This is a genomic window from Pseudomonas sp. MEJ108 (assembly GCF_030208985.1).
In the GTDB taxonomy this organism is placed as follows: Bacteria; Pseudomonadota; Gammaproteobacteria; order Pseudomonadales; family Pseudomonadaceae; genus Aquipseudomonas; species Aquipseudomonas fragariae.
In genome coordinates this window covers 25,053-46,121 of sequence record NZ_JARVSW010000004.1, presented here as the reverse complement: position 1 = coordinate 46,121, position 21,069 = coordinate 25,053, and the positions used below count along the sequence as shown (strand labels likewise).

Below are 21,069 nucleotides of genomic sequence, written 5' to 3'. Positions count from 1 at the left end.
TTTCGTTCGAGGTATGAACATGGCTACCCCTTTACCGCTGCAACGTAACGCCGCTTCGACAACGACAACAGCTGGTACTGGTGCCTGGCTGGCCGACGTCAGCGCCGAGCGCTATCAGCAAGTACAACGCCGCGTGATCGGCCAACTGCTGCAGACCCTGCTGTACGAGGCGGCGCTGCCGTACCGCTGTGAGCCGCTGGATGATCATCGGCATCGTTTCGCCGTGGCCGTGAGTGACGGTGTGGAATACCGCTGCGAGGGCCTGCTGAGTACCAGTTTTGAACTCATCCGTCTGGACCACGCCACGCTTGAGCGGGTGGACAGCGCCGGCGAACGCAGCGTGCCGGATCTGCATCTGGCGTTGACCGAGCTGCTCAGTCCGTTCAAGGACAGCCCGCACCTGACGCGCTTCATCCAGGAAATCGAGCAGACCCAGCTCAAGGACCTGCAGGCCCGCACCCAGGGCTATCAGCCTGCAAGACCAGCGCATCAGCTCGATGTCGATGCGCTGGAGCAGCATTTCATGGATGCCCACAGCTACCACCCGTGTTACAAGTCGCGGATCGGCTTTTCCCTGGCTGACAACCGCCACTACGGGCCGGAATTTGCCACGCCTTTCGCGGTGGTCTGGCTGGCCGTGGCGAAATCGAGCGCCTCGGTCGGCCATTCGCGGAGCATGGATTTTCAGGCGTTCATCCGTCAGGAGTTGGGCACACAACGCTGGCATGAAATAGCTCGAGACCTGGCCGCGCGGGGCAAGTACATCGACGACTATCAACTGATGCCGGTGCATCCGTGGCAGTGGGACAACGTCACGGTGTCGACCTTCTACCCGGAACTGGCCAGCGGCGAGCTGATTTATCTGGGCACCTCGACCGATAGCTACAAGGCTCAGCAGTCGATTCGCACACTGGCCAACGCCAGTCAGCCCCAGCGGCCATACGTCAAGCTGGCGATGAGCATGACCAACACCTCCAGCACGCGGATTCTGGCGCGTCACACGGTGTTGAACGGCCCGATCATCACCGATTGGCTGCACCAGCTGATCGCAACCGACAGCACCGCTCAAGCGCTGGATTTCGTGATTCTCGGTGAGGTAGCGGGGGTGAGTTTCGATTACCGCCATCTGGCGGAATCCCGTTCGGCGCAGACCTACGGCACGCTGGGCGCCATCTGGCGGGAAAGCCTGCATCAATACCTACGGGACGACGAGCAGGCGGTGCCGTTCAACGGCTTGAGCCATGTGGAAAACCGTTACGATGATGGCCAGCAAACGCCGTTCATCGACGCGTGGGTCAACCAGTACGGGCTCAAGGAATGGACCCGGCAACTGCTGCAGGTCACGGTGCCGCCGATCATTCACATGCTCTATGCCGAAGGCATCGGCATGGAGTCCCACGGCCAGAACATCGTGCTGATCGTCAAGCAGGGCTGGCCGCAGCGTATCGCCCTCAAGGACTTCCATGACGGCGTGCGTTATTCACCGGCGCATCTCGGGCGTCCCGAACTGTGCCCGGAACTGGTGCCGCTGCCCGCCAGCCATGCAAAGCTCAACCGCAACTCGTTCATCATCACCGACGACGTCAACGCGGTGCGCGACTTCTCCTGTGATTGTTTCTTCTTCATCTGTCTGGCCGAAATGGCGATTTTCCTGCGCCAGCAGTACCAGCTGGACGAGGCACTGTTCTGGCAGATGACCGCCGACGTCATTCTCGACTATCAGCGTGCTCACCCGCAGCATCGCGACCGTTTCGGGCTGTTTGACGTGTTTGCGCCATCGTACGAAGTGGAAGAACTGACCAAGCGCCGCCTGCTGGGTGATGGCGAGCGTCGCTTCCGCTCGGTACCTAACCCACTGCACACCTACAGGCCGCAATGATGCTGAGGACCAATACGCTCAAAAGCAGGATTGCCGACGGACAGCCGGCACACGGGGTGATCAGTTCGATCCCGGCCCCGGCCGCCATCGAGCTGATCGCCGAGGCCGGGTTCGACTTCGTGATCATCGACATGGAACACGTGCTGATCAACCCGGAAACCGTGGAAAACATGATCCGCGTGGCAGAGAGCTACGACCTCACACCACTGGTGCGGGTCGCCGATCTCAACCCGAAAACCCTGCTGCGCCTGCTCGATGGCGGCGCGCAGGGCATCGTCTTGCCGATGATCGAGAGCCCCGAGCAACTGGCGGATGCGATTGCCGCCTGCAAGTACCACCCGCTGGGTCGCCGCAGCCTCAATGCCGGCCGTCCCGGCTCGTTCGGCAAGCACAGCCTGGCGCAGTACGTGGAGGCTGCCAATCAACAGATCATGGTGGTGGCGATGATCGAAAGCGCCGAAGGCGTGCGACGTGCCGCCGAGATCGCCAGCGTGCCGGGTCTGGACATGATTCTTGAAGGCGCGGCAGACCTGTCACAGTCACTGGGCATGCCCTGGCAGATCGATCAGCCAGATGTACAAAACGCGTTGCTTGCGACCTGGCAAGCCGCCCACGCGGCGGGCGTCGCCTATTGCGCGATCCCCCGTCAACCCGGAGACGCTGCCCGCTGGCAGGCGCGCGGGGTCAACACCTTTGTCCTCGGGGATGAGCGCGGCATTGCCTTTCGCGCGCTTCAGGCCCGCCTGGCTCAACATTCAGCAGAAGGAAAATAACCCATGAACTTCACTTCACTCGCCGCTGACCTGGTCATGCAGGATCTGGTCGATTGCCTGCTGGCTGAAGATTTCTTTGGCCGCGAGCCATTGCGCCTGCAGGACAGCAGCCAATGGCAACTGCGCCATCCACAGGCTCCGCAACTGGTAGATCAGGGCAGCGCGCAGCAAATCTGGGAGTGGTGCTGCGATGATTCTGAGCAACGCTTCATCAGCATCGCGTTGCGCGCCGGTATCACCCAGCAATGGGAAAAAGTGCCCGGCACGCCGGTATTGGGCCGCCAGGACGAGCGATGGACGCAGTTGTCACCGGAAGACTTCATGAAGTGGGTGTTCGCCGGCAAGGCGACGCTGCTTCAGGACAGCGAGCGCCAGGACAACGAAAAGGGTATCGCGCTGTTTCTGGAAGTGTTGCGCATCAGTGTCTGGCAGACCGCGCTGTCGCTGGATCACAAGGTCGACGAGCAGAACCTGATGGCTCAGGACGGCGCTACCTTCTTCCGAACCATGGAGCAGTGGGCGTCGCTGCGTGATCGCCCGTATCACCCGCTGGCCAAGGCCAAACAAGGCTTGAACGAACAGGAATACTTACAGTACCAGGCCGAGTTCGCCCGGCCAGTAGCGCTGAATTGGGTGGCTGTCGACAAGACCTTGCTGCAATGCGGCGACGGCGTGGAGGATTTGAATGCATCCTTTCCGGCCCGCTATCTGCTGCCCGAGAACCTGCAAGCGCAGCTTGACCAGGAGATGCAGGCGCGCGGCATTGCCGGCAGCCATGTTGCGCTGCCGGTTCACCCGTGGCAGTTCGAGCATGTCTTGCAGGTCCAGCTGGGCGATGCGTTCGCCAAGGGCGATTGCCAGCGGCTTGATTTCAATCAGGCGCAGGTGCATGCCACTTCGTCGCTACGTTCGATGACACCGTGCTTCAACAGCGCTGACTACCTGAAGCTGCCCATGGCGATTTATTCGCTCGGCGCTTCGCGCTATCTGCCAGCGGTCAAAATGATCAACGGCGGGCTGAGCGAAAAACTGCTGCGTCAGGTGGTCGACAAGGATGAAACTCTGAGCCGTTCGCTACACCTGTGCGACGAACGCAAATGGTGGGCATTCATGCCGCCACAAGCCACGCTGTTCGACGAAGGGCCTCGGCATCTTTCGGCGATGGTGCGCGGCTATCCGGCCGCCTTGCTCGATGATCCGGAGTGCCGCCTGCTGCCCATGGCGGCACTGGGTACACCGCTACCGGGGAGCAATCGGCATTTCTTCGATGAGTGGATGGACTACCGCGACCTGCCGCGCAATCAGGCTTCGGTACTGACACTGTTTCGCGAACTGAGCCACAGTTTTTTCGATATCAACCTGCGCATGTTCCGCCTGGGCATGCTCGGCGAAGTGCATGGCCAGAACGCGGTCATGGTCTGGAAAGCCGGACAGGCGCAAGGGCTGCTGTTGCGTGACCACGACTCGTTGCGTATTTTCGTGCCCTGGCTGGAGCGCAACGGCATGCACGACCCGGAGTATCGAATCAAGAAAGGGCATGCCAATACGCTTTATCATGACCGCCCCGAGGACTTGCTGTTCTGGCTGCAGACGCTGGGTATTCAGGTAAACGTGCGGGCAATCATGGATACTCTGGCGCAAGTGTATGACGTACCGGTCACTGCGCTGTGGACCGTATTGCGCGATGTTCTGGATAATCTGATCACAACCATCGAATTTGACGACGAGGCGCGTGGCATGATCAGGCAACAACTGTTCGAAGCCCCCAACTGGCCGCAGAAACTTCTGCTGACGCCCATGATCGAGCGCGCGGGCGGTCCGGGCAGCATGCCGTTCGGCAAGGGCGAAGTGGTCAACCCGTTCCACAGGTTGCGCCGTGCAACCTGACCGAACCCTGCATCCTTCGCGGCGCACAGTGTTGCGCCTTTCACTGGGGTTACTGGCGCTGCCTGGCATTGCCCGGGCAGCGCCGCTGCGCGTTGTCACCCTGTTTCAGGGGGCGTCCGACACTGCCGTGGCCCTGGGCGTTACGCCTTGCGGCGTGGTGGATTCGTGGAGCGAAAAACCGATGTATCGCTACCTGCGCCCGGCGCTGGCAGCGGTACCGCATGTGGGTCTGGAAACCCAGCCGAGCCTGGAAGATATCGTGCTGCTCAAGCCGGACCTGATCGTCGCTTCACGCTTTCGTCATCAACGCATCGCGCCGTTGCTGGAGCAGATCGGCATGGTGCTGATGCTCGAAGAGGTGTTCGAGTTCAAGCGCACCCTGGCAATGATGGGCGTGGCCCTGCAACGTCAACAACTGGCCATGGACCTGCTCGGGCAATGGCAACAGCGTGTGGCAGCGGTGCGCGGCCAGTTGCAGGCGAAGTTCGCCGGACGCTGGCCGATCACTGTGTCGGTGCTCGACATTCGCGAAGACCATATCCGTAGCTATCTGCCGGCCAGCTTTGCCGGCTCGGTGCTCAGTGAGCTGGGCTTTGCCTGGACGCCCGCGGCCCGCGAAGCCAGCGGCGTTTCCCTTAAACTCAGCAGTAAAGAGAGTTTGCCTGTGGTCGATGCCGACCTGTTCTTCGTCTTTCAGCGTGCGGACAGCAATGCCGCGCAGCACACCTACGACAAACTGGTACAGAACCCGTTCTGGCAACAGTTGCGCGCAGCACGGGATGGCCAGGTATGGCGCGTCGACGCCGTCGCCTGGAGCCTGTCCGGCGGCATTCTGGGCGCCAACCGCATGCTCGATGAGGTCGCTCGCGTGGCCCTGGCGGATAGCGCCTCATGACGGCTGCGGCAAAACTGGGCCTGGGGCTGTTGATACTGGTAGCGTGCATGGGATTGAGTCTGGCCACCGGGGCCACCTGGATATCGCCCGCTGACATCGTGCGGAGTGTCTGGCAGCCCGATGCGCTGAGCGCTATCGAGCACGTGCTGCTCGACACACGGCTGACACGTACCCTGATGGCCGTCGCAGTAGGCTCGAGTCTGGCGGTTGCCGGGGCACTGATGCAGGCGCTGACGCGCAATCCGCTGGCGTCGCCTGGCCTGTTCGGCATCAATGCCGGCGCGACGTTTGCCATCATCGCCTGTTCGTCGCTGCTTTCACTGTCGTCCATGAGCCAGTGGCTGTGGTGCGCGTTCATCGGCGCTGCGGTGGCGGGCACGATTGTCTGGGTCATCGGCAACCGGGGGCAGGGCAGCCTCAATCCATTGCGCATCGTATTGGCCGGCGCAGCGATCACCGCCTTGTTCACCGCGTTCAGCCAGGCCTTGCTGGTGGTCAATCAGGACGGTCTGGACACTGTGCTGTTCTGGCTGGCCGGTTCCCTGTCGGAGCGCGAACTGAGCACCGCTGCGCCGTTGCTGGTCTGCGTGGTCATGGGGCTTGCCGGCGCGCTGGTGCTGGCGGGGCAGGTCAACGTGCTCAACACCGGGGAAGCCATCGCGACGGCGCTGGGCCAGCGTACGGGGCTGATTCGGCTGATGATGAGCGTGGTAATCATTGCCCTGGCAGGCAGCGCCGTGGCGCTGGCGGGCAGTATCGGCTTCATAGGTCTGCTGGTGCCACATATGGTGCGCAAGACGCTGTCCATCGACCATCGCTGGCTGCTGCCTGGCTGCGCAGTGCTGGGCGCGACGCTGTTGTTGCTGGCCGACACGCTGGCGCGAGTCGTGATTGTCCCTCAGGAAGTCCCGGTGGGTGTGATGACGGCTCTGTTTGGTGCGCCGTTCTTCATTGCACTGGTTCGGCGGGGCGCGCGCTATGGATAAGCATTTCACCGTGCGCTACCGGAGCTTTTCCCGGCAGTTCAGCCTGACCGCATTGACGCGCTTGCTTTCGGGCCTGGCGCTGACGCTGCTGGTCATACTGAGCTCGTTGGCCGTGGGCAAGATCAATCTGTCGCCCGCGACCCTGCTGAGTGTTTTTACCGGTCAGGCAGATGCCAGCCTGGTCTTCATCGTCGAACAACTGCGCATGCCCCGGCTGGCCCTGGCCGCCCTGGTCGGCGCGGCCCTGGCGGTGTCCGGACTGATCCTGCAAAGCATCATTCGCAACCCGCTGGCCTCACCTGATCTGTTAGGCATCACCAGCGGTGCCAGCGCCGCCGCCGTGTTGTACCTGTCATTCTTCTCGGCTGCACTGGGCGCGCAGTTTCTGCCCCTGGCGGCGATCTCCGGCGCAGGCCTCGCGGCACTGGTCATTTATCTGCTGGCCTGGAATCAGGGTGCCTCACCCTTGCGCATGGTGTTGATCGGGGTAGGGGTGTCGGCTCTGCTGGCTGCGGTGACCACGTTCATTCTGGTGTTCAGCCCGTTGACCACCACCTTGTCGGCTTATGTCTGGCTGACCGGGAGCGTGTATGGTGCCAGTTGGCCAGAGCCCCGCGCGCTGGCCGGCTGGCTGCTTATGACATTGCCGCTGCTGGCACTGCTCGCCCGTCAGGTGCGCATGCAGCAACTGGATGACGCGCTGGCCCAGGGCATCGGAGTGCGCGTGCAATGGTTGCGCGCCGGTTTGCTGCTGGTGAGCGTCGCGCTGGCCGGGCTGGCGATCGCGTGGGGCGGGGCGATTGCCTTTGTCGGGCTGATCGCGCCTCATATCGCCAAACGCCTGATGCCGCCGGGGTTCGTGGGGCAAGCGCTGATGGCGGCGTTGATCGGCGCCAATCTGGTGATGCTTGCCGATCTGGCCGGACGCACGCTGTTCCTGCCGCTGGATCTGCCCGCAGGGATTTTTGTCGCGGTGCTGGGCACACCGTTCTTTCTGTACCTATTGATCAACCAGCGGCATTAAGGAATTACGGATGGCGTCAATCGCAACCCACGACCTGACCCTGAGTTACCAGCGGCAGGTGATCATCGACAGCCTTGATCTGCAGTTACCCGCAGGCCAGGTGACCGTGCTGATCGGCAGTAACGGTTGCGGCAAAAGCACCTTGCTCAAATCCCTGGCGCGCCTGCTCAAACCCCAGCAGGGCACCGTCGTGCTCAACGGTGCCGACATCCATCAGAAGTCCACTGCGACCGTCGCGCGTGAACTGGCGATTCTGCCGCAGATGCCCAGCGCACCGGAAGGCATCAGCGTGCGGCAACTGGTGGCGCTGGGGCGTTATCCCTATCAGAACTGGATGCAGCAATGGTCCGCCGAGGATGAGGCCATGGTCGCACGGGCTCTGGCGCAGACCGGCATGCAGGAACTGGCCGACAGACCCGTCGATGCCCTGTCAGGTGGTCAGCGTCAGCGCGCATGGATAGCCATGACCCTGGCGCAGGATACCGACATTGTATTGCTGGACGAGCCGACGACCTTTCTCGATCTGGCTCATCAGATCGAAGTGCTCGACCTGTTGCGCGACCTGAATCGGCGAGAGGGCAAGACCATCGTGATGGTCCTGCATGACCTGAATCTGGCCTGCCGTTACGCCGATCATATGGTCGCTGTCCACGAACGCAGCGCCTTCGCCCAGGGGCGTCCGGCGGATATCCTCAGCGAGGCGCTGGTCAAGCAGGTCTTCGGCCTCAACTGCCGGATCATCGCCGATCCATTCTTTGGTACGCCGTTGTGCATTCCCTTTGGCCGGGAACTGCCGCAATGAGTCTGGCGCAGGCGTTCAGCGAATCCGAATGGGCGTTGCTGTCCGGGGCGCTGCGACTCAGGCCGGCAGGTGAACACGATCCGCGCTCACTGCCGGCCCGCGCGCTGCTGGACGACGCAGTCTGCGAGCAACTGCTTGGCGAGCTGGGGCCGGTGATCGGTTCTCCGACCCAGGCAATCACCGCATCGTTGCTGGCCAAGCGCTTTTCCTTCCTGAGCACCGGTGCCTGCCTGTACGCGATGTCGGTCTACGACAAGGGCCTGGCCCTGTCGCTGGACAACAGCGTGGTCGAATACGCGCACGATGACGGCCTTTGGACCTCTTCAATGCCCTTGCTCGATACAACGCCTGTGGGTTATGAACCGGGCGCTCGTGAGGCGTGGCGTGATGCTGTCGTGGCCACCCTGTTTCGTGACCTGCTTCAGCCACTGTGGGAAACCTTCAACCGTGTCACTGGCATTTCCCGACGCATTCTGTGGGAAAACACCGCAGTACGCGTGTATTCGCTGTACGACAAGCGCATGGACAAGGTCGAAGACCCGGCGATCCGGCAGCGCTGTGAAGCCGATTTCGACTGGCTGCTGCACCAGGCCGATCCGGCGCTGTTCGGCCTGACCTACAACCCGCTGAAACACTTCCGCCGTCCACCGGTTGTGCTGGAAGCCGAAGGCAAAAGCATCCGTTTTCGGCGCACCTGCTGCTTCTATTACGACGCCAGCAATCCCGTCGAGTATTGCTCGACCTGTCCGTTACTGAGGCCCAAAAAATGTCGATGAACAAGCAGATTGCACACCGCCAGCAACAACTCAGCGACGCCGTCATAGAGCAATACCGTGAGATTGCCGCGTCAACCATTGGCCATCTGACCGACGTGGGTTACCTGCGCGGGATCAGACCGCTGTTCGAGGAGGTCAGACTGGTCGGCAACGTTGTCACGGTCAAACTGCAACTGCCCGACGGCAGCATTCTGCGCGACGCACTGCTGAACAGCCTGCCCGGCGATGTACTGGTGATTGAATGTGTCGGCGACGAGCATTGCGCCTGCTGGGGCGAACTGCGCACTCTGGCCGGGCTTATCAAGGGGCTTGGCGGCGTCGTCGTCTCGGGCGCGGTCACCGACGTTGCCGCCTTGCGCGAACATCGCCTGCCCGTGTTCAGCCGTGGCGTCAGCGCAATGACGACGCGCAGTCTCGGGGAAAGCGGCGAGCTCAATGGATTGATCAATATAGGCGGCGTGGAGGTGAAGCCGGGAGATATCGCCGTCGGGGATGATGACGGGGTATTTATTCTGAGTCCGCAACAGGCGAACGAACTGTTGCCCGAATTGCTTGGCAAGGAGAGTGCGGACCGAAAAAGAAGGGAAGAGTTTCTCGGCAGACTGAATGGGGAGAACACGGTCAGCAGAACTCAACAGTGATAATGAAACCTGAAACAGCGCGTTTGATGTGATTCATGAATATAACCACTGTCGATTGATCAATAGTTATAACTTTTGGATCCTATAGTCACAATCAGACAACAGGCAGGCTATTTTCGTATTAAGTTTGATTGCACCGCTCAAGATTGCGGTTCCATGACCGATGCAGATTGCAAACCCAAACTGTCCCGGATAGCCGCAATGTTCAATTCGCATTTGAAAAACACCAATAAGGCATTGGAGCGCCGCCTCGCCATGCTTGAGCAAGCAGGGCAAATCCTCAATCTGGAGACAGTCGCCGTCGTGCTGGATGGCACGGGCAAAATACAGACCGTCAACGCGTTGTTCGAGACGGAGATGAGCTACGCACAGGCAGAGCTCGTCGGGCGCAGCCTGTCTGAACTGAGCCCGCCGGAACTGAGCGGTGACGTTCACCAGAAGCGCGCATTGACCGCGATTCGCGACGGCAAGCATTTCAGCGGCACGTTGCGCCTGGTCAGCAAGACAGGGTCGAGGGTGTGGCTGAGAACCATTGTCGTACCCTATAAAAATGAAACCGGCGGCGTCGAGCAGATCACTCTGTATTCGAGTGTTCTGACGCGAACGATTGAAGCCTCGCGCGAGAACGAAGCCCTGGTCAATGCGCTGCAACGTTCCACCGCTGTTATCGACTTCACCCTCGATGGCACGGTCATCAGCGCCAACGACAACTTTCTGAGGGCGATGGGTTACGAGCTGAATCAGATAAAAGGCAAGCATCACAAGATGTTCTGTGTGCCTGAAGAGTCCGCCTCTGACGCGTATACCCAATTCTGGGAAAGGCTGCGCCGGGGTGAGTTCATAGTCGATCGTTTCCGTCGAATTGACAAAGGCGGTCGTGATGTATGGCTGGAGGCGTCTTACAACCCGATTACCGACGCCAACGGCAAACTCTATAAAATTGCCAAGTTCGCGACTGTGATCACTGAACAGGTCGAGCGCGAGAAAGCCGTCGCCGAAGCATCGGAAATGGCTTATCAAACCTCTATCGATACTGACAGCAGCGCACAGCAAGGCCGCAAAGTTATCAAGGACACGCTGCAGATGCTCGGCCAGCTGACCATTTCAATGGAAGAGGCCACACGAGGCATCGAAGCACTGGACTCGCAAAGTCAGGTGATTGGAACAATCATCAAGACCATCAGCGGCATTGCCGAACAAACCAACCTGCTCGCGCTGAACGCAGCGATTGAAGCCGCCAGGGCCGGCGAACAGGGCAGGGGCTTCGCCGTAGTCGCCGACGAGGTGCGCCAACTGGCCTCTCGCACGACAAAAGCGGCGGAAGAAATCGTAAACGTCGTGAAGACCAACCAAAGCCTGGCGTCCGACGCGGTAGGCGTGATTGTGCGCAGCACCGAACAGGCGTCCGAGGCGCTGGTATTGGCCAATGACGCAGACCGTGTCATTCAGGAAATCCAGCACGGCGCGAACACGGTAGTGCGGGCAGTCAGCCGGTTTGTGGACCAGCGCTCCAGTTAAGTGCGAGCAGTCGGAGTGACTCAGGGGACGCTAAAAGTGTTCTGCGCTGAGTCACTCACTGCGCAGTCAAACAGGAAGGGAAGTGTACTGATGGTCGCAGCGCTACCTGCTTATAGACGTTTTAAATGAGTGTGTTTTATTAAATCCATGGGACAGCACTCGCGCAAGGCGAACACTATCGAAATCACCACGCTACAGCCTCAAGACTGATAGCCGGCTACCGATACGCTGCTTATAACCGTTGCACCCGCCTTCATTTCGAGCATTGTAACCATGACTTTCCTGCGCAGCCCACACATGGTTCGTAAGTACCTTTACACCTTATTGTGGTTTTATGTGCTCTCTATTTTCCTGTTGGCAATCGCGTGGGAATTCGAACTTGAATCCCTCGCCATGGCTGCAATGGGCTTGCCCTATGACCAGGACTTCGAAAATGCCGAGCGTTGGCGTTTTGTCTTGACCTCGACAGGCTTTGCCGTGTTATCGATGGTGATACCGTTCATTCTTCTGAAACGCCTGATGCAACAACTCCATAGCAGTTACAACGACTTGCTCGAGTCACAGGCGCTCAGCGAATCTCTGGCCCGCCACGATCCATTGTCCGGCTTGCTCAATCGGCGTGTGTTTCACGAGCAACTGGTTGCGCGGTTGCAGCAACCAGCGACACAGACGGCGGTTTTTCTGATCGACCTGGATAAATTCAAGCTGATCAACGATACCCACGGGCATGCGGCAGGAGACGCGGCTATCTGCGCCGTTGCCGAAAGTCTGCGCGACGCCACTGTCGGGTGGCAGGCTTCCGTGGCTCGGCTGGGCGGCGACGAGTTCGGTCTGGCGGTCAGTGGTGACTTCAGTCATGCCGAACTGGCGCCGCTCGCTGAAAACATTCTGGCCAAAATCGCAGCATCCAGCGTTGGCCTGCCGCGTGTGGCCCTGAGTGCGACCCTCGGCATTGCCATTGCGCCAATGGACGGCTCAGACCCCGACCTCTTGCTGCAACGTGCGGACAGCGCCATGTACCGCGGTAAAGCCGGTGGCCGAGCCAGGTTTCATTTCTATGAAGTCAGCTTCGAGCGCGAGCTGCGTCTGCAGGAGCAGTTCGCGCGCGAACTCACCCTGGCTATCGAAGAGAAAGATATTCAACCGTTCTATCAGCCTATCGTCAGCCTTCCCGAGCAACACCTGGCGGGGTTCGAACTGCTGGCGCGATGGCTGCATCCCGAGCGCGGGATCATCCTGCCGCTTGACTTCATACCCGTGGCAGAACAGTTGGGGCTGATCAAGCCACTCACCGCGACCCTTTTGCTTCAAGCCTTCGATCAGGCACGCGATTGGCCAAGCGACTTTACGCTGGCGATCAACGTTACCTCACTGATGATCGAAAGCCCCGACTTTCCTGACTGGCTGGAACAGCTGGCCAATGAAGGAAAATTTCCGCTGAGTCGGCTGGAAGTGGAAGTGACGGAAAACGCACTGGTCGCCAATGTCGACAGTGCCCGCCTGAATCTGGAGCGTCTGCGCGCGATGGGCGTGAGCGTCGCTCTGGACGATTTCGGTACCGGCTATTCAGGTCTTTATCATCTGACCAGGCTGGCCATCGACAAGATCAAGATCGACAGATCGTTCTTCGACACGACGCTTGAGAACCAGAACGAGATGGTCAAGGCCATCCTCGCTCTGGGTAAAAGCCTGCGCATGAAAATCACCGCCGAGGGCGTTGAGCACGAACGGCTCGCAGACTGGCTGGCCACCCATGAGTGCGACTTTGCCCAAGGCTACCTGTTCGGACGACCGTTGCCGTTGGCCCAGGTGAAAGAGCTACTGGCAATGAGTGGTTCCGAAGGGCCGGTGAGGGCATTGGCGGTTCCTGGAAAATAAGGGGCATGAGCTTCAAGTCGGCGCTCTCGAACTTCAATGCGGAAGTTTAGATTCACCGGAGGCGATAAGCGTTTCTCTGATACTTGTCGCTCACTAAAACCTGCGGCTTTCTGCCAGTGCAGCGAGTTGCAGCGCCGTCGAGGAACTGTGATCGGGATTGGCGCTGATAGCGTCAATGTGAGTTCCTGATGCGGGTGAGGTGCCTGATTCAGATATAAGCATTCCTTATTGTCGATGACTCATGGACTATATGCCCATTTGGCTGCCTCTCTAAGGCAAGCGCTCGCATCTGCAGGAGCCCGTGAATGAACATCAAGATTGAGGCGCTGATCGCCCGGAAGATCGGTTTCGCCTCCCACCAGAACGCCGTACCGCTGGTACGTGAATTGAGTATCTGGAACCAGGAAGAAAGCGGTTTTGAAAACCTGACCCTGACGTTAAGCACCGACCCGGATTTCGTAGAGAGCCGCACTTGGCGTATAGACCGCATTCATGCCGGTGATCGCCTCAGCATTTCCGAGCGTGATATCAAGCTTAACGCAGGTTATTTGTCCGGGCTGACTGAAAGCCTCAGCGCTGACGTGGTGATGCGTCTTTCCCAGGGCGACAACGTACTCGTCGAGCAGCGCTTCCCGACAGAACTGCTGGCGCGCACAGAATGGGGCGGCTTGAGCGCCATGCCGGAGCTGCTTGCGGCTTTCTGCATGCCCAATGATCCCGCGGTGGATCGCGTACTCAAAGCGGCCTCACAGGTTTTACGGCGCGCGGGCAAGAAAGATGGCATTGACGGCTATGAGAGCAAGTCGCGCACACGAACCTGGGAGCTTGCCTCTGCCATTTGGTCCGCAGTGTGCAGCTTTCAGTTGAGCTATGCATTGCCCCCGGCCAGCTTTGAGCAACAGGGCCAGAAGGTCCGGCCTCCGAGTGTGGTTCTGGAAAACGGCGTAGCGACCTGTCTGGACACTGCATTGCTGTTTGCGGCGGCGTTGGAGCAGGCAGGCTTGAATGCCCTGCTTATCATGACCAAGGGGCACGCATTCGCAGGCGTCTGGTTGCAGCCTCAAGAGTTTTCCCAATTGTTGACCGATGAGGCGTCGGCAGTACGCAAACGCCTGGATCTGAAGGAGATGGTGGTATTCGAAACCACCCTTTCTACACAAACACCTGCGCCGGGCTTTTCCCAGGCGATTACAGCCGCCGAGCGTCAGCTCGATGATGAGCAGTTCATCATGGCCATCGATTTGCACCGTGCCCGGATGCAGAAGATTCGTCCGATGGCGCTCGTCTCAGTCACCGAGGGATCGGATGAGACAGCCGATGCTCCACCCACTATTGAAGGGCTGGAGGAGGCTCCGGCGCTTCCGGGGTTCGATGTCGAAATTAATACTGACAGCGAAGGTCCGGCCGGCAAACTGACGCTGTGGCAACGTAAACTCCTCGATCTGACGACTCGCAATCGTCTCCTGCATCTTCCGGACAGCGCAAAGGGCGTGCGACTGATATGCCCGGATCCGGCAGTGCTTGAAGATCTGCTTTCCAGTGGCCAGCGCATTCGCATCGTGTCAGTACCTGACTTGAACAGCAGTGGCCGGGATGTGGCCCTGTACGAGCAGCAGAATAATGAAAATCTGGTCGACGAAGTTGCTCGTCAGGCTCTGGCTCGCGGCGAAGTGCTCGCTACTCTGGAAAAGGTAAAACTTGAAGCAACCCTGATCGATCTGTTCCGCAAAGCGCGTAGCGATCTGGAAGAGGGCGGTGCAAACACGCTGTTTCTGGCCATCGGCTTTCTCAAGTGGAAGAAGAGTGCCGACGACCCGAAAACCTACTCCGCACCCCTGATTTTGCTGCCGGTAAAACTTGAACGTAAAAGTGCCTTGTCCGGGGTGACGCTCAGTCTTCTTGATGAAGAACCGCGTTTCAATCTTACGCTGCTTGAATTGCTGCGGCACGATTTCGAGTTGCTGATTCCCGGGCTGGATGGCGAACTACCCAGTGATGAAAGCGGTATTGATGTGACTGGCATCTGGAACATGGTGCGGCGAGCAGTGCGTGACGTGCCAGGATTCGAGGTGAGCACCGAACTCGTTCTTGGCACCTTCTCATTTGCCAAATACCTGATGTGGAAAGACCTGAATGCCAACGCAGCACAGCTGCTGCAAAGCCCTTTGGTCAAGCATTTGCTGGCCCCCTCTGAGGGAGATGAAGGCTTCTCCGGCTCAGACGAGTTTCCAAGACCAGAGCAGCTGGACTCGTCAGTAACGCCCGCCATGCTTTTCGCTCCGTTGCCCGCCGACTCCTCGCAGTTATCTGCCGTGGTGGCATCTGCCGGTACTCACAGCTTTGTCATGGACGGGCCACCGGGAACCGGCAAGTCGCAAACCATTGCCAACATGATTGCCCACAATCTGGCCTTGGGTCGTCGCGTACTGTTCGTGGCAGAGAAGCGCGCAGCCCTGGACGTGGTTTACCGTCGCCTGGCAGAGAAGGGGCTTGGCGAGTTTTGCCTGGAGCTGCATTCAAGCAAGGCGTCCAAAGTTGAAGTGCTGAAGCAGTTGGACCGCGCCTGGGACGTCAGCGACGCATTGAGCGCCGAGGAATGGGAGCGTGAAGCCACTCGTTTGCAGACGCTGCGTTCGCGACTCAACGAACTGGTCGAGGTACTGCACCGACGCTGGAGCAACGGGCTCTCCCTGCATCAGGCGATTGGTCGTGTGGTGCGTGATCATGGCCCTCAAACACCCAGGCTGAGCTGGCCATCAGGCACGCAACATGATGCTGACGAGTACAGCCAGTTGCTGGATCTGTCGCGTCGGTTAGGCTTGAACGGTGATGCCGCACGTAATCTGTCAGGCAAATTCGGCGCCCTGGCGCAGACCCAGTGGTCGAACGCCTGGCAGGCACACATTGCGAATGCCGCACGTGAGCTGCCGCAGGCCCTTGACGCGTTGAATGCGGCGAGTGAAAAGCTTCTTGGCCTGACGCACCTGAACTTGCCTGTAGCTGAAGTGGCGCAGGTTCAGCATCTTGATGAACTGGCGACTCTGGTCGTGGAGTCCTATGGACTGAACCTCTCATTTGCTTTTGCACCCGATGCCGTCGCGCGTATCGCAGCAGCCCGGCGCGCGTGCCAGTTAATCGAAAGCTATCGAGAGCTTGAGGAAGGTCTGTCGCTGGATTATGCAGACGAAGCCTGTCGTCGCATTCCCGTTGAGGCGATGCGCAGCGAATGGCGAGATGCCGAAGGAAAGTTCTGGTTCCTGGCGACTTTCGCCAAGAAAAAGGTCGCGAAGAAACTGGCCTCTTCAGGTGGCGCAGCAGGTCTGCCGGACACGCTTGGCGACCTGGCGATTTTCGAGCGCCTGCACGCGCAACTGAACGAACTGGATACATTGGCCGGTGGTCTGCAGTCGATCCCGGGCTGGCAAGGCCTGAGCAGTGACGTGTCACAGATATTTCGTGCAGCCTCGTTGGCCGAAAACCTGCGCGGGCTGATGAGCGGCCTGGCCGAGTCACCGGACCACCTCGTTTCATTGCGCAGCGCCGTCGCACGCCTGGTCGTTGAGGCCAATGAAATGTTGGCGCCGGGCGGGCAAATCGGCGTCGCGTTATCAGCCTTGCAACAGGCTTTGTCTCGCTACGAAGACGCCGCTCGACTGTTTGCCGAATTGTCTGCAGCCGGTCCAGATACACAACCGAGCGTCGGCGCGTTGCGGGCTACTTCGCTGTCGATCCAGCAACAGGAGGAGCAACTCAAGGCATGGTGCGATTGGTGCCGGGTTCGCGAGCAGGCAGGTGAGGCTGGTTTGGCAAGTCTGGCCCGTGCTATCGAGGCAGGGAGTCTGTCACCTGCTGCAAGCGAGGAAACCTTCATCACGGCCTATGCCCATTGGTTCGCCACGCAAGGCATAGACGGTGAACCGCTGTTGAGGAATTTCGTGGCTGCCGAACACATGAGCGACATCGGCGCTTTCGTTCGCCTGGACGACGAAATGGCGAAGCTGACAGTGCGTTATATCCGGGCGAAACTCTGTGGCCTGATCCCCTCCAAAAATGACATACCCAAGAGCAGCGGCTTTGCCATTCTCAAGCATGAATTGCAGAAGTCCCGCCGGCACAAACCTGTCAGGCAACTGGCTGTTGAAATGGGCGACGCGCTGAATCGTCTGGCGCCCTGCATGCTGATGAGCCCGCTGTCGATTGCGCAGTTCCTGCCCGCTGATCAACCGCCATTCGATCTGGTCATTTTCGACGAGGCTTCGCAGATCGCTCCATGGGACGCGATCGGTTCGATAGCTCGAGGCAGGCAAGTCGTTATCGCAGGAGACCCGCGTCAAATGCCGCCGACGAACTTTTTCAACCGTGGCCCGAATGCCAGCGACGACGATACCGCTGAAGACATGGAAAGTATCCTGGACGAGTGCCTGGGAGCAGGGGTGCCAAGTCACAGTCTGAGCTGGCACTACCGGAGTCGCCACGAAAGCCTGATTGCCTTCTCCAATCACCGTTACTACGACAGTAATCTCATCACCTTCCCGGCAGCAGAGACCCGCGCAAGTGCTGTGGAGTGGCGCCGGGTTGAAGGTGTTTATGCAAAGGGCAAAGGGCGTTACAACCAGGCTGAAGCCGAAGCCATTGTCAGCGAGACGGTCAAGCGCCTTACCGATCCCGCGTTCGTGGCTGCTGGCCATTCGATCGGTATCATCACGCTCAACGCTGACCAGCAAAAACTGATCAATGACCTGTTGGACAACGCCCGCAAGCAATACCCGCAGATCGAGCCGTTTTTTCAGGACACTCAGACCGAGCCGGTGGTCGTCAAGAATCTGGAAACAGTCCAGGGTGATGAGCGCGATCTGATCATGCTCGGGATAGGCTATGGCCCGACCGAGCCGGGTGCGCAGGTCATGTCCATGAACTTTGGCCCCCTCAACAAGGACGGCGGCTGGCGCAGACTGAACGTCGCCATCACACGGTCTCGCCGGGAAATGCTGGTGTTCTCATCCTTTGACCCGTCAATGATCGACCTGAACCGGACCAATGCCCGTGCAGTCCGGGACCTGAAGCATTTCATAGAATTCGCCCAGCGCGGACCGAAAGCCCTGGCCGAGGCGGTACAGGGCTCGGTCGGTGGTTATGACTCGCCGTTCGAGGAAGCAGTCGCTCAAGGGCTACGGCGCCTCGGTTGGCAAGTGATTCCGCAGATCGGAGTCTCTCGTTTCCGCATTGATCTGGGAGTTGTCCATCCGGATCGTCCGGGTGACTATCTGGCCGGCGTCGAATGCGATGGCGCTACCTATCACAGCGCCGCCACTGCCCGGGATCGGGACAAGGTCCGCGGAGCAATTCTCAGTGGCCTCGGCTGGAACCTGGTGCGGCTATGGTCCACGGAATGGTGGGTGGACAAGGAAGGGGCATTGCAGAGGCTGAACGCAGCGTTGAACGATCTTTTGGCGCAATCCCGGGCAGAAACAGAGGACCATCGGATAACAGAGCCGCCAACGGCCGAGCCTGTCGTCATAGACTTTTCTAACGGTCCCCGCATCAGTGGCGAGTCATCTGAAGAGCTGGCTGCCCCAATCAGTGAGTTGTCGGCGGAGACGGGTGAGATTCGCATAGCGCGGTCTCATGGCCTTCCACCTGAGGCTGGGGGGCAGAAGGGCATCTATCGCATAGCCGACCTTTCTGCCCTTGCGCCACTGATCCAGGCCGACCAGTTTCACCTGCCTGGTTACACGCCGGTACTTCGCCAGCTCATTGAAGAGGTGCTGCGCCAGGAAGCGCCGATTCTCGATGCAGTTTTAGTCCAGCGCATTGCGCGTGTACATGGTTTCCAACGGTCGGGGCGGCTTATCAGAGACCGCGTGCTGGAGTTGGCGGAACAGCACCATTATGTCCAGCAAGCGGGGTTTGACGAGGTATTCGTCTGGCACGCGGAGGGCGACGTGGCCGGATGGACGACGTACCGGATTCCGGCCTCAAGCGAGGACACACGAGCCATAGAAGAGGTTGCTGCTGAAGAATTAAGCATTGCAGCGGCGAATGTCGATGCCGAAGACAAGGCCCTGGAGGTTGCTCGACTGTTCGGTATAAAGCGCCTCACAGGACCTGCGCGTGAACGGATGGAGCGAATCTTCAGTGCATAAAAGCTAGCGCCCCGCTGATGGGGCGCTAAAGCGCCCGCCGAAGCGTGATCCGGGTCAATTCCGAAGGTTTGCCAAGCCGAATGGCAAACCCCGGCCAGAGTGCGGTGCCATTGTTGACGTACAGTTGCATCCCGCCCACCTCATAAAACCCCGACACAAATCCGCCGTTGGCCAGGGCCAGCAGCCAGTGAAGGCCAAAGATCATGCCGCCATGGGTATGCCCGGAGAGTTGCAGCGCTACGCCGTGGGTCGCTGTTTCCTCCGCGTTTCTGGGTTGATGGTCGAGCAGGATGATCGGAGTGTCTTTCGCGATGCCTGCTATGGCTTTCTGCAGATCTGGCGCAGGGAAGCCGGTTTTCGGCGCCGTGACATCGGTGACGCCGGCCAGAGCGATGCGTGCACCGTCGTGCTCGATCAGCGTGTGGCTGTTGGCGAGCGGGATCATCCCCAGAGAAACGAAGTGCTGCATCCACGCCTGGTTATCGAAAAAGTACTCATGGTTGCCGGGAATGACGTACACGCCGTCCGGCGCACGCAAATCGCGCAGGGCCTCGATATCCTGCTTCCGGTCGTTGAGCGAGCCGTCAATGAGATCGCCGGTGATGACGATCAGATCGACACCCAGCGCATTTGATTGCTTGACGACCTCACGCGTCCACGGCGCATCGAACAGACGACTGATGTGCATGTCCGTCAGTTGCAACACTTTATAGCCGTCGAATTGCGGAGGCAGGTTTTTAATCGCGATCTGGATGTCTTTCACCGGCGGCACGCGCACGGCCTGCTGGACACCGACTGCCGCCAGCACCAGAGCTGCCACACCGATGAAGTACCGCAGATTGGCCGGAATGCTCAGCGTCTGCCAGCGCACCAGCATCGTCAGCAACGTGCCGATGTCGACAATGATTTGCAGTACCGCCAGCAACAGGATCGCGCCGAACGCCCAGTTGAACAGCATCACGATGTAGCGTGGAAACTCCGGCGAGAACACGCTGCCGGAGGAAAACCGGCAATACAGATGGTATTGCGAGGCAAGGACAAGCAGCACCGCAACGGCGATTTTCGCCGATAACGCCCAGGGCATCGGCCATAGGAATCGGGCGATGACGTACAGGCAGGGCATGCTGAACATGACGTGAAACATTAACGTGCTCCGTTGGCGATATCGATGAAGTGAATAACTGCGTGAGGGGCACGGGCAGTAATGAGGTCGAACTATTCGTGCTGCAGCGTATTGCCGGGCCGGGGTGCCAAAGATCATCGTACCGAGGCAGAATTCCGACACAAGCAGACCTGAGCTGCCAAGTTTCTGGTAACGAGCGGCGATTGTCGAGCCATGCTTGAACGTGTCGATATATCGGCAGGCACCCACATCGATAGCGCTGAGCAGGTATCGTGCAGGCGACACGCTGCAGAACACGCGGCCCGAGCCGATCGCCGGGCCGGGGCAGACTATCGTGGCGCCGCGCCTGGTGAGCCTGATCATCCGGGATGTTCAAATCCTGCGTGGCAGATACGGCCCCAGACAATTACCAGAGCGCATTCCCATGTCCGAAAGCGTGGGTGAGGTCATCGCGGTAGGCGAGGGCGTCAGCCAGGTCAAACCGGCTGAACTCGTTTTGTGTCTGGGGACCGGCGGAGTGGCGCTGGCTGAGTTCTTATTCAAGCCATCGAGGCCAATGGAATTGCAACGGTAGTCGCCAGGACATTCAAATTCGCCGATGCCCCCGAGGCCTACGCGTATTTCGCTGCCGCGCAGCACATCGGCAAGGTATTGATCGAGTTTGAACAGGGGTGAGGTCACCGCGCCGTAGTTGAACCTATAGCGAAAGGCTTACACGAGCCGGAGTGGATCAGCCCTGTACGA

General features: G+C 59.5%; 15 protein-coding genes and 1 pseudogene. 15 read left to right on the top strand and 1 reads right to left on the bottom strand.

Annotated features, from left to right (window positions below; all coding sequences use genetic code 11):
- Nucleotides 1-19 precede the first annotated feature (19 nt).
- The 13 genes and pseudogenes from QRN50_RS01425 to proA all read left to right on the top strand — a co-directional run bounded on the left by QRN50_RS01425 (nt 20) and on the right by proA (nt 19,202).
- Nucleotides 20-1,879: an IucA/IucC family protein gene (locus QRN50_RS01425; RefSeq protein WP_024641229.1), complete on the top strand. Its 1,860-nt coding sequence runs from the start codon at nt 20-22 to the stop codon at nt 1,877-1,879.
- A complete protein-coding gene (locus QRN50_RS01420) occupies nt 1,879-2,652 on the top strand; it encodes an HpcH/HpaI aldolase family protein (protein ID WP_024651021.1) in 774 nt (257 codons plus the stop codon). The genes QRN50_RS01425 and QRN50_RS01420 overlap by 1 nt, the downstream gene beginning before the upstream one ends.
- A 3-nt stretch (nt 2,653-2,655) precedes the next feature.
- A complete protein-coding gene (locus QRN50_RS01415; protein ID WP_024641228.1) occupies nt 2,656-4,539 on the top strand; it encodes an IucA/IucC family protein in 1,884 nt (627 codons plus the stop codon).
- Nucleotides 4,529-5,434 carry an ABC transporter substrate-binding protein gene (locus QRN50_RS01410; protein ID WP_024641227.1) on the top strand — a complete coding sequence of 302 codons (906 nt, stop codon included), beginning with the start codon at nt 4,529-4,531 and terminating at the stop codon, nt 5,432-5,434. Before QRN50_RS01415 ends, QRN50_RS01410 begins: the two co-directional genes overlap by 11 nt.
- A complete protein-coding gene (locus tag QRN50_RS01405; RefSeq protein WP_024641226.1) occupies nt 5,431-6,420 on the top strand; it encodes a FecCD family ABC transporter permease in 990 nt (329 codons plus the stop codon). Before QRN50_RS01410 ends, QRN50_RS01405 begins: the two co-directional genes overlap by 4 nt.
- Nucleotides 6,413-7,444 (top strand): FecCD family ABC transporter permease, encoded by a 1,032-nt coding sequence (locus QRN50_RS01400; protein ID WP_024641225.1) that lies wholly within the window; start codon nt 6,413-6,415, stop codon nt 7,442-7,444. The genes QRN50_RS01405 and QRN50_RS01400 overlap by 8 nt, the downstream gene beginning before the upstream one ends.
- A gap of 10 nt (nt 7,445-7,454) precedes the next feature.
- A complete protein-coding gene (locus QRN50_RS01395; protein ID WP_024641224.1) occupies nt 7,455-8,246 on the top strand; it encodes an ABC transporter ATP-binding protein in 792 nt (263 codons plus the stop codon).
- Nucleotides 8,243-9,022, top strand: a complete 780-nt coding sequence (locus QRN50_RS01390) for an IucA/IucC family C-terminal-domain containing protein (RefSeq protein WP_024638713.1) — start codon at nt 8,243-8,245, stop codon at nt 9,020-9,022. The genes QRN50_RS01395 and QRN50_RS01390 overlap by 4 nt, the downstream gene beginning before the upstream one ends.
- On the top strand, nt 9,013-9,663 hold the full coding sequence (locus tag QRN50_RS01385) for an RraA family protein (protein WP_024641223.1): 651 nt from the start codon (nt 9,013-9,015) through the stop codon (nt 9,661-9,663). The genes QRN50_RS01390 and QRN50_RS01385 overlap by 10 nt, the downstream gene beginning before the upstream one ends.
- Nucleotides 9,664-9,819: 156 nt before the next feature.
- Nucleotides 9,820-10,641, top strand: a pseudogene (locus QRN50_RS25785) (PAS domain-containing protein); the annotation flags it as partial.
- Nucleotides 10,642-10,671: 30 nt separating this feature from the next.
- Nucleotides 10,672-11,181 carry a methyl-accepting chemotaxis protein gene (locus QRN50_RS25780; protein ID WP_226489189.1) on the top strand — a complete coding sequence of 170 codons (510 nt, stop codon included), beginning with the start codon at nt 10,672-10,674 and terminating at the stop codon, nt 11,179-11,181.
- Nucleotides 11,182-11,454: 273 nt separating this feature from the next.
- Nucleotides 11,455-13,059 (top strand): putative bifunctional diguanylate cyclase/phosphodiesterase, encoded by a 1,605-nt coding sequence (locus tag QRN50_RS01375; protein WP_024641222.1) that lies wholly within the window; start codon nt 11,455-11,457, stop codon nt 13,057-13,059.
- A 305-nt stretch (nt 13,060-13,364) separates the two neighbouring features.
- Complete coding sequence (proA, locus tag QRN50_RS01370) at nt 13,365-19,202, top strand: anti-phage protein ProA (protein WP_024641221.1); 5,838 nt, start codon at nt 13,365-13,367, stop codon at nt 19,200-19,202.
- Nucleotides 19,203-19,227: 25 nt separating this feature from the next.
- On the opposite strand, the gene QRN50_RS01365 is transcribed toward proA, so the two are convergent.
- A complete protein-coding gene (locus QRN50_RS01365; protein WP_024641220.1) occupies nt 19,228-20,346 on the bottom strand; it encodes a metallophosphoesterase in 1,119 nt (372 codons plus the stop codon).
- Nucleotides 20,347-20,548: 202 nt separating this feature from the next.
- Between QRN50_RS01365 and QRN50_RS01360 the strand changes: the two genes are divergently transcribed.
- The gene (locus QRN50_RS01360) at nt 20,549-20,899 is read left to right on the top strand and encodes an alcohol dehydrogenase catalytic domain-containing protein (protein WP_032607397.1); all 351 of its coding nucleotides are present in this window, start codon (nt 20,549-20,551) and stop codon (nt 20,897-20,899) included.
- A complete protein-coding gene (locus QRN50_RS01355; protein WP_225651143.1) occupies nt 20,863-21,000 on the top strand; it encodes a zinc-binding dehydrogenase in 138 nt (45 codons plus the stop codon). The genes QRN50_RS01360 and QRN50_RS01355 overlap by 37 nt, the downstream gene beginning before the upstream one ends.
- Nucleotides 21,001-21,069: the final 69 nt, after the last annotated feature.

Excerpts from the sequence above, each read along its gene's own strand:
- QRN50_RS01395 (WP_024641224.1), top strand. The coding sequence starts at position 7,455 with ATGGCGTCAATCGCAACCCACGACCTGACCCTGAGTTACCAGCGGCAG.
- QRN50_RS01365 (WP_024641220.1), bottom strand. The coding sequence starts at position 20,346 with ATGTTTCACGTCATGTTCAGCATGCCCTGCCTGTACGTCATCGCCCGA.
- QRN50_RS25780 (WP_226489189.1), top strand. The coding sequence starts at position 10,672 with ATGGCTTATCAAACCTCTATCGATACTGACAGCAGCGCACAGCAAGGC.
- QRN50_RS01420 (WP_024651021.1), top strand. The coding sequence starts at position 1,879 with ATGCTGAGGACCAATACGCTCAAAAGCAGGATTGCCGACGGACAGCCG.
- QRN50_RS01390 (WP_024638713.1), top strand. The coding sequence starts at position 8,243 with ATGAGTCTGGCGCAGGCGTTCAGCGAATCCGAATGGGCGTTGCTGTCC.
- QRN50_RS01415 (WP_024641228.1), top strand. The coding sequence starts at position 2,656 with ATGAACTTCACTTCACTCGCCGCTGACCTGGTCATGCAGGATCTGGTC.
- QRN50_RS01425 (WP_024641229.1), top strand. The coding sequence starts at position 20 with ATGGCTACCCCTTTACCGCTGCAACGTAACGCCGCTTCGACAACGACA.
- QRN50_RS01405 (WP_024641226.1), top strand. The coding sequence starts at position 5,431 with ATGACGGCTGCGGCAAAACTGGGCCTGGGGCTGTTGATACTGGTAGCG.
- QRN50_RS01385 (WP_024641223.1), top strand. The coding sequence starts at position 9,013 with ATGTCGATGAACAAGCAGATTGCACACCGCCAGCAACAACTCAGCGAC.
- proA (WP_024641221.1), top strand. The coding sequence starts at position 13,365 with ATGAACATCAAGATTGAGGCGCTGATCGCCCGGAAGATCGGTTTCGCC.
- QRN50_RS01375 (WP_024641222.1), top strand. The coding sequence starts at position 11,455 with ATGACTTTCCTGCGCAGCCCACACATGGTTCGTAAGTACCTTTACACC.
- QRN50_RS01400 (WP_024641225.1), top strand. The coding sequence starts at position 6,413 with ATGGATAAGCATTTCACCGTGCGCTACCGGAGCTTTTCCCGGCAGTTC.